The 13419-nt window shown below is 64.2% G+C and carries 13 protein-coding genes and 1 pseudogene; 9 read left to right on the forward strand and 5 right to left on the reverse strand.

Features of this window, described 5'->3' with window-relative positions:
• Positions 1–196 precede the first annotated feature (196 nt).
• Positions 197–1927, reverse strand: a complete 1731-nt coding sequence (pilB, locus tag MKP15_RS06960; protein ID WP_104940247.1) for a type IV-A pilus assembly ATPase PilB — start codon at positions 1925–1927, stop codon at positions 197–199.
• Between the two features lie 135 nt (positions 1928–2062).
• On the opposite strand from pilB, the gene MKP15_RS06965 reads away from it, so the two are divergent.
• The 3 genes from MKP15_RS06965 (at position 2063) to MKP15_RS06975 (ending at position 3418) form a co-directional block, all read left to right on the forward strand.
• Positions 2063–2314 carry a type II toxin-antitoxin system CcdA family antitoxin gene (locus tag MKP15_RS06965; RefSeq protein WP_240212220.1) on the forward strand — a complete coding sequence of 84 codons (252 nt, stop codon included), beginning with the start codon at positions 2063–2065 and terminating at the stop codon, positions 2312–2314.
• The gene (locus MKP15_RS06970) at positions 2314–2625 is read left to right on the forward strand and encodes a CcdB family protein (protein ID WP_240212221.1); all 312 of its coding nucleotides are present in this window, start codon (positions 2314–2316) and stop codon (positions 2623–2625) included. The genes MKP15_RS06965 and MKP15_RS06970 overlap by 1 nt, the downstream gene beginning before the upstream one ends.
• A 94-nt stretch (positions 2626–2719) precedes the next feature.
• Positions 2720–3418 (forward strand): hypothetical protein, encoded by a 699-nt coding sequence (locus tag MKP15_RS06975; protein ID WP_240212222.1) that lies wholly within the window; start codon positions 2720–2722, stop codon positions 3416–3418.
• A gap of 21 nt (positions 3419–3439) precedes the next feature.
• Here the strand turns inward: MKP15_RS06975 and galE are convergent, their stop codons facing one another.
• The gene (gene galE, locus MKP15_RS06980) at positions 3440–4414 is read right to left on the reverse strand and encodes a UDP-glucose 4-epimerase GalE (protein ID WP_240212223.1); all 975 of its coding nucleotides are present in this window, start codon (positions 4412–4414) and stop codon (positions 3440–3442) included.
• Between the two features lie 138 nt (positions 4415–4552).
• Here galE and MKP15_RS06985 point away from each other — a divergent pair, with 138 nt between their 5' ends.
• The 4 genes from MKP15_RS06985 (at position 4553) to MKP15_RS07000 (ending at position 8106) form a co-directional block, all read left to right on the forward strand.
• Positions 4553–5410: a glycosyltransferase family 2 protein gene (locus MKP15_RS06985; protein ID WP_240212224.1), complete on the forward strand. Its 858-nt coding sequence runs from the start codon at positions 4553–4555 to the stop codon at positions 5408–5410.
• Positions 5411–5481: 71 nt separating this feature from the next.
• Entirely contained in the window at positions 5482–6099 is a 618-nt protein-coding gene (locus MKP15_RS06990; RefSeq protein WP_158681881.1) for a class I SAM-dependent methyltransferase, read from the forward strand.
• A gap of 130 nt (positions 6100–6229) precedes the next feature.
• Positions 6230–6928, forward strand: coding sequence for a hypothetical protein (locus MKP15_RS06995; RefSeq protein WP_240212225.1), 699 nt, complete (start codon positions 6230–6232; stop codon positions 6926–6928).
• 32 nt (positions 6929–6960) lie between these two features.
• The gene (locus MKP15_RS07000; RefSeq protein WP_158681882.1) at positions 6961–8106 is read left to right on the forward strand and encodes a glycosyltransferase; all 1146 of its coding nucleotides are present in this window, start codon (positions 6961–6963) and stop codon (positions 8104–8106) included.
• A 60-nt stretch (positions 8107–8166) separates the two neighbouring features.
• Here the strand turns inward: MKP15_RS07000 and MKP15_RS16970 are convergent, their stop codons facing one another.
• The 3 genes and pseudogenes from MKP15_RS16970 to MKP15_RS07015 all read right to left on the reverse strand — a co-directional run.
• The gene (locus MKP15_RS16970; protein WP_104940248.1) at positions 8167–8529 is read right to left on the reverse strand and encodes a prepilin-type N-terminal cleavage/methylation domain-containing protein; all 363 of its coding nucleotides are present in this window, start codon (positions 8527–8529) and stop codon (positions 8167–8169) included.
• 111 nt (positions 8530–8640) lie between these two features.
• Positions 8641–10467, reverse strand: coding sequence for a hypothetical protein (locus MKP15_RS07010; RefSeq protein WP_240212226.1), 1827 nt, complete (start codon positions 10465–10467; stop codon positions 8641–8643).
• 322 nt (positions 10468–10789) lie between these two features.
• Positions 10790–10900: pseudogene (locus tag MKP15_RS07015) on the reverse strand (prepilin-type N-terminal cleavage/methylation domain-containing protein); the annotation flags it as partial.
• A gap of 365 nt (positions 10901–11265) precedes the next feature.
• Here MKP15_RS07015 and MKP15_RS07020 point away from each other — a divergent pair.
• Both MKP15_RS07020 and MKP15_RS07025 read left to right on the forward strand, forming a co-directional pair.
• On the forward strand, positions 11266–12525 hold the full coding sequence (locus MKP15_RS07020; protein ID WP_240212227.1) for a type II secretion system F family protein: 1260 nt from the start codon (positions 11266–11268) through the stop codon (positions 12523–12525).
• 7 nt (positions 12526–12532) lie between these two features.
• Positions 12533–13396, forward strand: a complete 864-nt coding sequence (locus MKP15_RS07025; protein WP_104939414.1) for an A24 family peptidase — start codon at positions 12533–12535, stop codon at positions 13394–13396.
• The last annotated feature ends 23 nt before the right edge of the window (positions 13397–13419 follow it).

Consider the following 13419-nt stretch of genomic DNA (forward strand, 5'->3'; position numbering starts at 1 on the left):
CTTCGAGGGCCCCGGGAGGGCCGCCCCGGCGGGCTTCCGGGCACCCGTCACCGGGGTGGCCGGTGGCTGTCCCGGGACAGGCCGGCAGCAGCGGCCCGGGCTGCCCGGGCCAAGCCCGGAAACACCCCCCGACCGGCCGCCTGGCCTCGCAACTGGCGCCGGCTTCCGTGGACGGAAGGGGGGCGCCCGGGGCGGGTCAGTCCTTGGTGACGCGGTTGATCTCGGTCAGGCTGGTGATCCCCTGCGCGGCCTTGAGCAGGGCCGACTGGCGCAGGTCGTTGACCCCGATCTTCTGCGCGGCCTCGGCGATGTCCAGCGCGTTGCCACCCTGCAGCACGATGGTGGCGATCTCGTCCGTCATCGGCATCACCTGGTAGATACCGGTACGGCCCTTGTAGCCCTCGGTGCACTCATCGCAGCCGACCGGCTCGTAGAGCTGGATGCCCTTGTCGATCTGCTCCTGGGTGAACCCCTCGGCCAGCAGCGCATTGTCCGGCAGGTGCGCCGGCTTCTTGCAGTTGGCGCACAGGCGTCGCGCCAGGCGCTGGGCGATGACCAGGGTGACCGAAGAGGTGATGTTGTACGGGGCGATGCCCATGTTCATCAGGCGCGCGATGGTCTGCGGCGCGTCGTTGGTATGCAGGGTGGACAGCACCATGTGGCCGGTCTGCGCCGCCTTGATGGCGATCTCCGCGGTCTCCAGGTCACGGATTTCGCCGACCATGATCACGTCCGGATCCTGGCGCAGGAACGAGCGCAGCGCCGCGGCGAAGGTCATGCCGCGCTTGTTGTTCTGCTGCACCTGGTTCACGCCCGGCAGGCGGATTTCAACCGGGTCCTCGGCGGTGGAGATGTTGCGGGTCTCGTCGTTGAGGATGCCCAGCGCGGTGTACAGCGACACCGTTTTGCCCGAACCGGTGGGGCCGGTCACCAGCACCATGCCGTACGGCTTGTGGATGGCGTCCAGGAACAGCTTCTGCTGCACCGGCTCGTAACCCAGTTTGTCGATGCCCAGCTTGGCCGCGCTGCCGTCGAGGATACGCAGCACGATCTTCTCGCCGAACAGCGTCGGCAGCGTGCTCACGCGGAAGTCGATCTGCTTGGTCTTGGACAGGTTGAGCTTGATGCGGCCGTCCTGCGGCACCCGCTTCTCGGCGATGTCCAGCTGCGACATCACCTTCAGGCGCGCGGCAATGCGCTCGCGCAGCTTCACCGGCGCCCGGGCCACGGTCTTGAGCAGGCCGTCGATGCGGAACCGCACCCGGTAGTCGTCTTCGTACGGCTCGAAGTGGATGTCCGAGGCGCCACGGCGGATCGCGTCCACCAGCACCTTGTTGACGAACTTGACCACCGGGGTGTCGTCGCCCTTGGCGTCGATGCCGGTATCGCCACCGCCCCCCATGTCCTCGTCGCCGGCGGCGACGTCCAGGTCGCCCATGCCCTCTTCGTCGTCGCCCAGCCCGCCGGTCAGGCTTTCGTTGCTCGCCACCCACAGGTCGAGCGTGCGCCGGATCTGGTCCTCATCGACCAGGATCGGTTCGACCACCAGGTTGGTATGGAACTTGATCTCGTCCAGCGACTGGGTCGGGTTGCTGGTGCCGATGAACAGCTTGCCGCCACGCCTGAACAGCGGCAGCACGTTGTGCTTGCGCAGCAGCTCCTCGCTGACCAGCTTCATCGCGTTGTGGTTGGCGTCGAACACCGAGGCATCCAGCAGCGGCATGCCGAACTCGACCGCATTGGCCGCGGCCAGCTGCGCGGCGTTGACCAGCTTCTTCTCGGCCAGCCACTGCGCCAGCGGCACCTTGGCCGCCGCCGCCTGCGCCATCGCGTTGCGCGCCGCGGTCTCGTCCAGTGCACCGTCCTGCACCAGGCGGCGGGCGATCCCGGTGATGCCCACGAGATTGGCGGCGACGGCTGTATTCATGGTGTTCCCCGGCATGGACGACAGTTGGGCGATTGTACGGGGGGAAGCGGGATGGCGGACGCCTTGGGTAAGGCGCGATGCGTTGCCCACAACGCCGATGCGCATATAATGCGCATGAGGCCGGAGAAAATTCCAATGCTTGCCCTCTACGACACCACTGCCCCCAAACGCCCGGTCAATCTGTCCCTGAATCAGGATCTGGTCGCCCAGGCCCGCAACCTGACCACGAACCTGTCCGCCGAGGTGGAAGCCATGCTGGCAAGTTTTGTCGAACGAAAGACCCTTGAATTGCGCAACGACCGTGAGCGCCTGAAGAAATCGACGGATGTCTGGAACGACTTCAACAACCGCCACGGCTCCATCGCCGACGAGTTCTCCACGCTCTGATGGCCCAGTACGACGTCTTCGAGAATCCAGGCAGGAACCCGGCGATTCCCTACGTGGTGGATGTGCAATCGCCCTCCTTGGGCGGATATCACCGAAGGATGGTGGTTCCGCTGGTACTGCGTACAGCGCTCCCGGACATCCACCACGCCACCTTGAACCCGATCTTCGTGATCGAGCACAAGCAATGCGTATTGCACCCACTTGAGATGGTGTCGGTGCCGGCCAGCAAACTGGGCAAACCCGTGCACTCGTTGTCGGCTCACGCCAACACGCTGATCGGCGCGATCGATATGCTGATCTCCCAGGCATAGGGCAGGAAAGCCGCAACACCGGACGCCATCCAACACGTCCGTCCAGACCCCCCCGCCATTGGACATGGCGCCTTCCCCCTGCCCCCATTCTTCCATGACCCGCTGGAAAGCCGCCGCCGTGCATGCCCTGGCCAGCCTGGTGCTGGTCGCCGCGATCGCCGCCATCATCGTGCCGCTATGGCACCCCTGGGGGCTGTACCGCATCTCGGGGGTGCTGCCGCTGCTGGGGTTGCTGCTGGGTGCGCAGATGGCCGCCGGGCCGTTGCTGACCCTGGTCGCATTCAAGCCCGGCAAGGCAAGCCTGCGCCTGGATCTGGCCATCATCGGCCTGCTGCAGCTGGCGTTCCTGCTCTTCGGGCTGCACATGCTGTGGCAGACCCGGCCGGCATTCGTGGTCGCCAGCGACATGCGCCTGGCCGTGGTCCTGGCCAATGAGGTGGAGGCATCCGACCTGGGCCGGGCCAGCGATCCCCGCTGGTCGCGGCTGGCATGGGGCGCGCCACGGCTGGTGGGCCTGCGACCGGGAACGTCACGCAGCGGCCACGACTCCGCGCTCGCCGCCTTCCTCGATACCGGGAGGGAACGGGAGCGGAAGCCGGCGTGGTACGTGCCCTACGCCGACGTCGTACCGCGGCTGGCCTTCAACGCCACGCCCAGCACCGCCGACGGCCAGCCCGCTGCCAACCCGGCAGACACCCCGTTCCGCAGCCTGCCGATCGTGGCCCGGCACGGTGCCGGCCGCGTGGTGCTCGACGCCGGCAGCCTGCAGCCGGTGCGGGTGGTCACCTATTGACCAACGCGCCGCAACGCCGGCTCACCAGGGCTGCGTGCGATGCCAGCGCCAGGCACTGTCGATGATGGCCTCCAGGTCGGTCCAGGCCGGCGACCAGCCCAGTTCCGCCTGCGCCCGCCGGCTTGAAGCGACCAGCACCGCCGGATCGCCGGCACGGCGCGGCGCCATCTCCCAGGGCACGGCGCGCCCGGTGACCGCCGACGCTGCGGCGATGACCTCGCGCACGGAAAAGCCGCGCCCGTTGCCGAGGTTGAACGCATGCGCGCCCGGATGGGCATCCAGGTAATCCAGCGCCAGCAGGTGCGCCTGCGCCAGATCCTCGACATGCACGTAATCACGGATGCAGGTGCCATCGGGCGTGGGATAGTCGCCGCCGAATATCTTCAGCGCCGGCCCGCTCCCGAGCACCGAACGCAGCACGTTGGGAATCAGGTGGGTCTCGCAGGCGTGCGACTCGCCGATGCACGCATCGGCCGTCGCGCCGGCCGCGTTGAAGTAGCGCAATGCCACCGAATCCAGCCCGTAGGCCGTCGCCGCGTCGGCCAGGATGCGTTCGACCATCAGCTTGCTCGCCCCGTACGGGTTGATCGGCCGGGCGGGATGGTCCTCGTCGACCATGCCGGCGACCGGGTGACCGAACACCGACGCGCTCGAGGAGAACACCAGCCGCCGCACCCCGTGCCGGCGCATCGTCTCAAGCAGGTTGAGGGTGCCGACCACGTTGCTGGCGTAGTAGTCATAGGGCCGGACCATCGACTCGGCGACCAGCGAGCGCGCGCAGAAATGGAACACGGCGTCGAACCGCTGCCCGGCGAATGCGGCCTCCAGCGACGGCGGGTGCAGCACGTCGGCCTGGATCAACCGCCCCCATTGCACCGCCTCTGCGTGCCCGGTGGACAGGTCGTCCAGCACCACCACCTCGTGGCCATGCGCCGCCAGCAACCGTGCCATGTGGCTGCCGATATAGCCGGCGCCGCCGCAGACAAGAGCTTTCAACGGGCACCCCGGTGGATGGCAACGGCAAGGACACAATTCTATGCCGATGGCCCCAGCACAAGGAATGAGAACCCGCTCCATCCCAGGGCGGCAGGTTCCCGCTACCATGTCCGCCGGGGAGAACGACGGGTAAAGAACGTGCAGCGATTGAGCATCATATTGCCGGCGAAGAACGAGGCCGAGGGGCTGCAGCGCACCCTGCCGGCACTGCGCCAGGCCTGGCCGCTGGCGGAGGTCATCGTGGTCGACGATGGCTCCACCGACGCCACCGCCACCATTGCGGCCGGCCACGGCGCCCGGGTGGTCAGCCACCCCTACTCCATGGGCAATGGCGCGGCGATCAAGCGCGGCGCACGCACCGCCAGTGGCGAGATACTGGTGTTCATGGACGCCGATGGCCAGCACAGCGCCGAGCACATCGGCGCCCTGCTGGCCAAGCTGGACGAGGGCTACGACATGGTGGTCGGGGCTCGCGACCGCAGCGGCCAGGCCAACCTGCACCGCGGCCTGGCCAACGGCTTCTACAATCGCCTCGCCAGCCACATGACCGGCCATCGCATCGACGATCTCACGTCCGGCTTCCGGGCCGTGAGGGCCGAGCGCTTCCGCGAATTCCTGCACCTGTTGCCCAATGGCTTCAGCTACCCCACCACCAGCACCATGGCGTTTTTCCGCAGCGCCTACCCGGTGGCCTACGTGCCGATTCCGGTCGCACGGCGCGTGGGCACCAGCAGCCATATCCGCCCGATCAAGGACGGCATCCGCTTCCTGCTGATCATCTTCAAGATCGCCACGCTGTACTCGCCACTGAAGCTGTTCGCACCGATCGCCGTCTGCTTTTTCCTCACCGGACTCGGGTATTACGGCTATACCTTCGCCACGATGCACCGGCTGACCAACATGAGCACGCTGCTGTTCAGCGCGGCGGTCATCATCTTCCTGATCGGGCTGATCTCCGAGCAGATCACCAACCTTACCTATCGGCGTGACGACTGATCATGTCCGTACTATCGGTCGCAACTTTGCGCGAGCGCATGCAGGGCTACTCGGGAGGACGCCCAGACGTAATGAGGCTCGTTACCGGCTCCCCAACACGGATACTGGACGTTGGCTGCGGCGCTGGATTACTGGGGAGGCAACTCCGCGACAGCTTCCCCCATTGCGATGCCTTGGGAATCGAACCCGACCCGGATCGGGCATCGTTGGCACGCACCTACTTCCCGCGGGTCATCCAAGGATCTGTGGATGACCCCCAGACCTTGGAAACGCTTGCAAGCGAACCCCCCTTTGATCTCATCATCTGCGCGGATGTCCTTGAGCATTTGGTCGATCCTGCAAGTACGTTGAAGAAACTTGCGAGGATGCTGGCAAGGAATGGGCAACTCATAACCAGCCTGCCCAACGTACGCCATCTTTCGACATTGGTGGACCTGTACTTCTTCGGATACTGGCCGCAACGTGATCGCGGTATTCATGACCGGACCCACCTGCACTTCTACGCCCGCCCCAACATAATCGAACTCGGCCGCTCCGCGGGCCTGCACATGCGTCAGGAGCGGCGCAATCTACGCCTTTTCGAGGCGCACCCATGGTCCATGGTGCCCGCAAAAGCACTTGATTTCTGGCCTTTCCGCGGGCTTTTCACCTTCCAGTATCTCCACCGCTGGCACAGGACGGATGACTGATTTGCGACCGAGATCATGGGCGAGACTCTTGCTTGGTTATGGCCTCGCCATAGCCACGCTAGCCTTCACCGCGCGGAGCTTGAACAGCGGACTATCGCAAGTGAATGCGGCACCCATCGCCTTGGAGCCCATGGCACTGATTGCCTGTGCCCTGCTGATGGCGTGCCACACCCTGCTCAATCGGGAAGGATTTGTTGCACTATGCGAAGCGTTGGACAGCGGTTTGCCACCAGCCACCACACGGCGCATCTGGGGGCGAAGCCTGTTGGCCAAGTACGTACCTGGGGGCATCTGGCAGCTCGTCGGCCGCGGGTTGCAGATGCGCCAGCTCGGCAGTCTGCACAACAGTGCCGTCTACAGTGGAATACTGGAGCAGGCTCTATCCATGCTCTTGTGCCTGACCATCGCCGTCAGCGCGCACTTGTTGTTGTCCCGTTATCACGCACTGGGAATAGCGACTATTCTCCTGCCCGTCCTCACCGTCTGGCTTGTTGCTCGCCTGACAGCCTGGGTGAAGCAACCCGCGGCCCTACGACGTGCGGCGATCCTCTACGCCGCCGCGATGCCCTTTTACTTGGCCGCCTACGCATGCGTTGTCCGGCAGCTACCACTACTGGAGCTGTGCGCTTATCTGTTCACCGGCACTTTCGCGGGCATGCTCGCATTCCTTGTGCCAGGCGGGCTCGGCGTACGGGAATCCGTGATTTCCCTGCTGGCCGCGAACACGCATATATCGCTGCTGACGGCAATGATGGTGGTTCGCTTGATCACGATCGGCATTGAAGTGCTGATCACCGTGGCCGGACTTGCCGCGCGGCGTAAACCATGACGTTCTCGTCACGCTCGAGCAGAAGCTCCATCATGTGGGTTGCAGGCGTTGCGCTTAACGGCCCTGGATATCCCAATGCACGTGCAACCATCCGTATGCTCGAATCGCACCTTGGTGTCCAGGTCGAGGAAATCGCGTATTGGTTGCGGCCGGACTTCCATCTCTGGAAATTGGCGCGCGGCACGCATGTGCAGAAGGTTGCGGGGCTGGCAAGAATTACTTGGAGCACAGCCTCATCACTCTGCCGGCTGCTCTTGCAGCACAGAGCGGGCGACTGGGTCTATGTTCCCTATCCCAGCGCTTTTCTGCTGTGGCTGCTTTCCTGGCTGCCACGCCGCTGGCGACCGCGATGCGTCTGCGATGCGTACATCACCCTCTGGGACTCGCTCTTCCAGGACAGAGGCATGGGCGTGGCCGGCGGACGGCTCTCACGCTTGCTGCTCCGCGCCGAGATTCGCGCACTAGGGGCGGCGACCCACGTCATCGTCGACACGCAGGCCAATGCGCAGCACATTCACAGGCTGTTCGGCGTTCCGCTCGAACGTATCCACGCCTTCCCGCTGGCACTGGACACGGCGCTGCTGCCAGCCGGTGACGGTGCGCGCGGAACGGGCAACAATACCCACGTGGTCTTCATCGGCACGTTCGTGCCCCTCCAGGGCACCACGGTCATCGCACAAGCCATCGACAAGCTGCGCAGGCAGGACTCCCTTGAATTCACCCTGATCGGCGATGGACAGCAGGCCGACGAAGCGTCCCGCTGGTTGCAGGACAACCCGGCTGTGACATGGCTGCGAGGATGGCAGCCCCCCGGCATAATCGCCACGCACCTGGCACGCGCGGATATATGTCTCGGCGTCTTCGGTGGCGACGGCAAGGCCGCGCGCGTATTGCCGTTCAAACTTTACATGGCACTGGCCGCGGGCAAGGCGATCATTACCCAGCGCGCCTACAGCACCCCCGACGGGTGTCCGCCGATCCCGGCCATCACCTGCGACGCGACGCCGGAGGCGCTGGCCGAAGCGATCACCCGGCTTGCACAGGATCCGGAGAAGCGCGCCCAGTTGGCACGCCAGTCGCACGACTACTTCGAGCGCTATCTGTCAGCCACCGCATTGGCGGCATGCTGGGAACGGCTGCTTGCCGGAGGCGGCAAACGGCAGCCCAGCGGGGGATGACACTCCGCAACCCAGTACCCCCGCTGGCCCGCGCTCAGGCAATGGCACGGCGCCAACGCGTCACGGCTTGAGCGCACACTGCCCGCTGCCCGTATTGCACTCGGTGTCGACCTTCACGGCGCTGTTGCCCTTGGCACGCGCCCTGAACGTCACCGAGCGCGGCGTGGCGAAATCGCCCACCCCAAGCCCCAGGCTGGTGTCCGCGCCACACGCCTTGGGCACGAAGGCCACAGGCAACGTGTAATCGGCCAGCTCCACCACGGCTGTGGTCATGTAAGCCTTTGCCTCGGCAAGGCAAGCAGTGTTCGCAGACTTCTGTGTGTAGTTGCGATACTGCGGAAGAGCAATGGCGGCAAGAATCGCGATGATCGCGACCACGATCATCAGCTCGATCAGGGTGAAACCGCGCTGTGGATTGTTCATGCATCCGTCTCTCTCGTATGTCCCCTGCATGGGATGCGCATACAACATCCCGCCCATCCGAAAATGAAGCAAATTCCGTACCAACATGGCCGGAGCCACGTACCGGCCGGATCACTCTTTCTGCCCTCGAACGCGGACCAACTGCTCGACCCACTCCTTCCGGCCGGCCTGCTCAAGCTGGGCGAGCATCAGGTCGATACGCGGATCGTCCGGCTCGGATTCCTCCACGGCAAGCCGCAGATAGTGCAATGCATGCTCGGGCCGCGCGCTCTTGCTGTAGATGTAGCCCCCCATGCGCAGGTAGGCCTCGGACGGGAATATGGCATGTTCGGTGATAAGGTCGAACGTCTGGATGACACCGTCTTCATCAAGAGGGATGCCACGATCCAGGTTGTCCAGCGTTATAAGGGCAATTCCCTGATTGCTTGAATATGCCGCCCCTTTGCGCAGCGCCTCCAGGAAGCGCGCCCAGTCGGCAGGCACAACGGTTCCCTCCAGGGTCTTGAAGATCACCACATTCGAGAGCAGCTGCGCCGACCCGGTCCGGTCGCCCCCCCGCTCACAGACCTGGATTGCTTCCCGCATCCCCGCTGCATGTTGCTTGCCGCCGGTGCGCTCCAAATAGGCCCCACACAGCGCGAGCCAGGCGCGGGCGGAGTCCGGGCTGATCGCCACACTGGTACGTGCGAACCGCATGGGCTCACCCCAGGAATGAGCCCGCGTCAACGTCGCCGCCGCCTCAAGCGTGAGAAGCAGACCCAGCATGAAGGCGATGATCATTGGGCGGACCGCCCAACGCTGGCATGCGATGACGAAAAGCCCACCGACAGCGAGCACCACGCCGATCAGCGGGAAATGATTGCGGTGCTCGAACGCCAGTTCCACATTGATGACATTGCTCGTCAGGAAATGGCCGGCAAAGAACAACAACACGCCCAGGGAGAACACCGGGGCGCGGGTGCGCCAGCGCCATGCCCACGCCAACAGGGCCAGCAACAGGAGCCAGGCCGGCAATGTGGTGGCGGGTTGCAGCCAGCCGCGCGAAACGACCAGGTCGTCGTAGTAGAAGGGAAGCAGCTGCGGCAAGGGCAATACGATCTGGCACAGATACATCACCAGCACCCGGCCTTGGGTGAGCAGGCGTTCGCTGCTGCTGAAATCGCGGCCCGGGTAGGCATCCCAATGCCAATAATGTGGAACGATGACCAGCAGGTAGGCCACCAACCCCACCACTGCAAAGCCGGCATAGCCGACGCGCAACACCTTTGCGGTCACGGGCGATGCCGCCCGCATGCGCAGCACCGTCAACTCCAATGCCAACGTGTAGACGGGCAACAGTACGGCATCCTCCTTGCTGGCAAAGGCAAGAACACCGAAGAACAGCGCCATCAGACCGAAGTGGCGACTGCGCTCCCCTTGGATCTGTGCCTGGCGCATGGCCAGATAGGCCCACAGCGCGGCGAGCACGAACAAGGTGCACAGGGTTTGCATCCGCTGTACCACATACAGCACGGAGGACACCTGCAGGGGATGGATGGCCCACACGGTGGCCATGATCAGGGCCCCAGCCAGTGCACGACGGGCGGGCCACTGCGCCAGCGTCAACAGCCGCCGCAGGAATACCGCCAGCACCACCGTCGTCAGGGCATGGATGAACAGGTTGGTGGATTTGAAGACCTGGGGATCAGGCCCGCCGCGCCAGAGATCCAGCGCCAGGCTCAGCATCGACAGCGCCCGCGAATGCCCGGCGTTGTAGCTGTACGCCGCGTACAGCACATCCTCCACCCCCCCTCCCGTGAAGCGCAGGTTTGCATTGCGTACGATGTTGGGCAGGTCGTCGAAGATGAAACCACCGCCCAGACCGGGCAGCAGCACGCCACAAGCGAGTATCGCCGGCAGAAGCGAAAGAACAACGAAGCGACGGGTGATGGGCAGCATGCAGTTCCAGTGATTCAATATCTGAACAAACGAAAAGCGCCTTTCGGCGCTTTTCGAATTCAAGCAAAACCAGTATTGCTTACTGGTAGTCGCAGGAACCGCTACCGGCATTGCACTCCACGTCCTTCTTCAGGGTCGCGTTGCCCTTGGTCTGGCTGGTAAAGGTAATGCTGCTGCCACCATTGTAATCGGCATCGGTCGGCACAGTACCGCCAGCACATGCCTTGGCGTTAAAAGCCGGGGCAGCCGAACTGTTGGCCAGGTTGGCCACAGCGGTGCCCATGTAAGCCTTCGCTTCCGCCAGGCAGGCGCCGTTGGCAGACTTCTGGGTGTAATTGCGGTACTGCGGCAGCGCGATGGCGGCCAGAATGGCGATGATCGCGACCACGATCATCAGTTCGATCAGGGTGAAGCCCTGCTGCATCTTCTTCATCTGTACATCCCCTAGAGGTTTGGATTGTGAGCACCGGAAGGGCCGTCGCCCCCCGTAAGGGTCGAAAAGCAGGTTGCGTGCCAATGGCCTGCCACATGCCATGTCCCCGGTACGCATGATGGCAGCATCCATGAAGAAGGAAAGCCCCGGATGATGATTCTGCGATCCAGACAACAGGGTGACGCGCCGCGTCACATCTCGACACTTCATCACCAATCCGCCAGCTCCTTGTTGCTTCGCCCACAAGTATCGCCGGAGCGTGACGGCGGCCACGCTTGCCGACGGGCGAGATGCCACGCCCACGCAGACCCGCTACCATGCAGGAATTGTCCGGCCCGGGGAGTGGCCGGACGGGGAGAAGAACGATGTCCGTGACCCGTAGCGCAGTGAACAAGCCGCCGGTGGAACGCAACACCAGCCAGATGCAGCCGTTTGTCTGGGAGGGGACCGACAAGCGCGGCGCCAAAATGAAGGGCGAACAGGATGCCCGCAATGCCAACATGCTCCGCGCCGAGCTGCGCAAGCAGGGCATCACCCCGACCGTGGTCAAACCCAAGCCCAAGCCCCTGTTCGGCGCATCCGGCAAAGCGATCAAACCCAAGGACATCGCCTTCTTCAGTCGCCAGATGGCGACGATGATGAAGTCCGGCGTGCCCATCGTGACCGCCCTGGACATCATTAGCAGCGGCCACAAGAACCCGCGCATGGCCAAACTCGTGGGGCAGATCCGTGCCGACCTGGAAGGGGGCTCGTCGCTGTACGAGGCCATCAGCAAGCATCCCGTGCAGTTCGACGAGCTGTACCGCAACCTGGTGCGCGCCGGCGAGGGCGCAGGCGTCCTGGAAACCGTGCTGGAGACCATCGCCAACTACCAGGAGAACATCGAAACGCTAAAGGGCAAGATCAAGAAGGCCCTGTTCTACCCGGCCATGACCATTGCCGTAGCCCTGATCGTCAGCGCGGTCCTGCTGGTTTTTGTCGTGCCGCAGTTCGAACAGGTATTCAGCAGCTTCGGCGCCGACCTTCCTATTTTTACGCAGATGATCGTGGCAGCATCCCGCTTCATGGTCAGCTGGTGGTGGCTGATATTGCTCGTGACCGTGGGCGCCGTCGTGGGCTTCGTCTTCGCCCTCAAGCGCTCGCCCAGGATGCAGCACACCATGGACCGGCTGATCCTCAAGGTACCGGTGATCGGCCAGATCATGCACAACAGCGCCATTGCGCGATTCTCCCGCACGACCGGCGTGACCTTCCGGGCAGGCGTACCGCTGGTCGAGGCGCTGGGCATCGTCGCCGGCGCCACCGGTAACAAGGTCTATGAGGAAGCCGTCCTGCACATGCGCGACGATGTGGCGGTGGGCTACCCGGTGAACATGGCAATGAAGCAGGTCAATGTATTTCCGCACATGGTGATCCAGATGACCGCCATCGGCGAGGAAGCGGGCGCGCTGGATACCATGCTGTTCAAGGTCGCCGAGTACTTCGAGCAGGAAGTGAACAATGCCGTGGATGCCTTGAGCAGCCTGATCGAACCGATGATCATGGTGTTCATCGGCGTGATCGTCGGCGGCATGGTCATTGGCATGTATCTGCCGATCTTCAAGCTCGCTTCCGTCGTTGGATAATTGACCCATGGCATTTCTCGACCAGCATCCCGGCATCGGCTACCCGGCCGCTGCCGGACTGGGGTTGCTGATCGGCAGCTTCCTTAACGTGGTGATCCTGCGCCTGCCTAGGCGCATGGAGTGGCAGTGGAAGCGCGATGCGCGCGAGATCCTGGGCGAGCCGGACATCTACGAGCCGCCGCCGCCGGGCGTGGTGGTGGAGCCTTCGCATTGCCCGCACTGCAAGCACAAACTGAGCTGGTACGAGAACATCCCGCTGTTCAGCTGGCTGCTGCAGCGCGGGCGCTGCCGCCATTGCCAGGCGCCGATCTCCATCCAGTACCCGCTGGTGGAGTTGTTGACAGCGGTGCTGGTGCTGGCCAGCGTGTGGCAGTTCGGCTTCGGCTGGCAGGGTTTCGGCGCGATCGTCCTGACCTGTTTCCTGATCGCGTTGTCCGGCATCGACCTGCGTACCCAGCTGCTGCCCGACCAGTTGACCCTGCCGCTGATGTGGCTGGGCCTGATCGGCAGCATGGACAATCTGTACATGCCCACCAAACCGGCGTTGATCGGTGCCGCGGTTGGCTACCTGTCGCTGTGGACCGTGTGGTGGCTGTTCAAGCAGATCACCGGCAAGGAAGGCATGGGCCACGGCGATTTCAAGCTGCTGGCGGCACTAGGCGCATGGTGCGGATTGAAGGGCATCCTGCCGATCATCCTGCTGTCCTCGCTGGTGGGCGCCATCGTCGGCTCGATCTGGCTGTACGCGCGCGGGCGCGACCGTGCCACGCCCATTCCGTTCGGCCCCTACCTGGCCATCGCCGGCTGGCTGGTCTTCATGTGGGGCGATCCGATGATCGCCGCCTACCGGCAGTGGGCCGGCCTGGCGTGATCCGGGCCCGCGGTCCCGCCCAC

Origin of the sequence: Stenotrophomonas sp. Y6 (assembly GCF_022436665.1) — a bacterium.
Taxonomy (GTDB): Bacteria; Pseudomonadota; Gammaproteobacteria; order Xanthomonadales; family Xanthomonadaceae; genus Stenotrophomonas; species Stenotrophomonas acidaminiphila_A.

Excerpts from the sequence above, each read along its gene's own strand:
- pilB (WP_104940247.1), bottom strand. The coding sequence starts at position 1,927 with ATGAATACAGCCGTCGCCGCCAATCTCGTGGGCATCACCGGGATCGCC.
- MKP15_RS06965 (WP_240212220.1), top strand. The coding sequence starts at position 2,063 with ATGCTTGCCCTCTACGACACCACTGCCCCCAAACGCCCGGTCAATCTG.
- MKP15_RS06970 (WP_240212221.1), top strand. The coding sequence starts at position 2,314 with ATGGCCCAGTACGACGTCTTCGAGAATCCAGGCAGGAACCCGGCGATT.
- MKP15_RS06975 (WP_240212222.1), top strand. The coding sequence starts at position 2,720 with ATGACCCGCTGGAAAGCCGCCGCCGTGCATGCCCTGGCCAGCCTGGTG.
- MKP15_RS06990 (WP_158681881.1), top strand. The coding sequence starts at position 5,482 with ATGAGGCTCGTTACCGGCTCCCCAACACGGATACTGGACGTTGGCTGC.
- MKP15_RS06995 (WP_240212225.1), top strand. The coding sequence starts at position 6,230 with ATGGCACTGATTGCCTGTGCCCTGCTGATGGCGTGCCACACCCTGCTC.
- MKP15_RS07000 (WP_158681882.1), top strand. The coding sequence starts at position 6,961 with ATGTGGGTTGCAGGCGTTGCGCTTAACGGCCCTGGATATCCCAATGCA.
- MKP15_RS16970 (WP_104940248.1), bottom strand. The coding sequence starts at position 8,529 with ATGAACAATCCACAGCGCGGTTTCACCCTGATCGAGCTGATGATCGTG.
- MKP15_RS07010 (WP_240212226.1), bottom strand. The coding sequence starts at position 10,467 with ATGCTGCCCATCACCCGTCGCTTCGTTGTTCTTTCGCTTCTGCCGGCG.
- MKP15_RS07020 (WP_240212227.1), top strand. The coding sequence starts at position 11,266 with ATGTCCGTGACCCGTAGCGCAGTGAACAAGCCGCCGGTGGAACGCAAC.
- MKP15_RS07025 (WP_104939414.1), top strand. The coding sequence starts at position 12,533 with ATGGCATTTCTCGACCAGCATCCCGGCATCGGCTACCCGGCCGCTGCC.